This is a genomic window from Flavobacterium aureirubrum, assembly GCF_038739835.1.
Taxonomy (GTDB): domain Bacteria; phylum Bacteroidota; class Bacteroidia; order Flavobacteriales; family Flavobacteriaceae; genus Flavobacterium; species Flavobacterium aureirubrum.
Genome location: NZ_JBCGDO010000117.1, coordinates 1 through 305 on the forward strand (window position 1 = coordinate 1; position 305 = coordinate 305).

The window sequence follows — 305 nt, forward strand, 5'->3', positions numbered from 1 at the left end:
GGCTACCAGTGTTTTCCCCGTTCCTGTTTGACCCACCATGATGATGTTACTTTTTTCAATTTCAACATCTTCTTCATTTTGTAGCTGCATCAATCTTTTGTAATGATTATACACAGCAACTGACATGACCTGTTTGGTTTGGTCTTGTCCAATGACATATTGGTCGAGGAATTTTCTAATTTCTTTGGGCTTTTTTAAAACTAAATCATTGGATTTCTTTTTTAAAGTTGTAGAGCCTTTAAGTTCTTCTAACACTATTCCATGCGCTGGCTCGATGCATCTATCGCATACGTGTGCATTGATTC

The 305-nt window shown here is 37.0% G+C and carries 1 pseudogene; it reads right to left on the reverse strand.

Going from position 1 to position 305, the window contains the following annotated elements:
• A pseudogene (locus WFZ85_RS16175) lies at positions 1 to 303 on the reverse strand (ATP-dependent Clp protease ATP-binding subunit ClpX); the annotation flags it as partial.
• Positions 304 to 305: the final 2 nt, after the last annotated feature.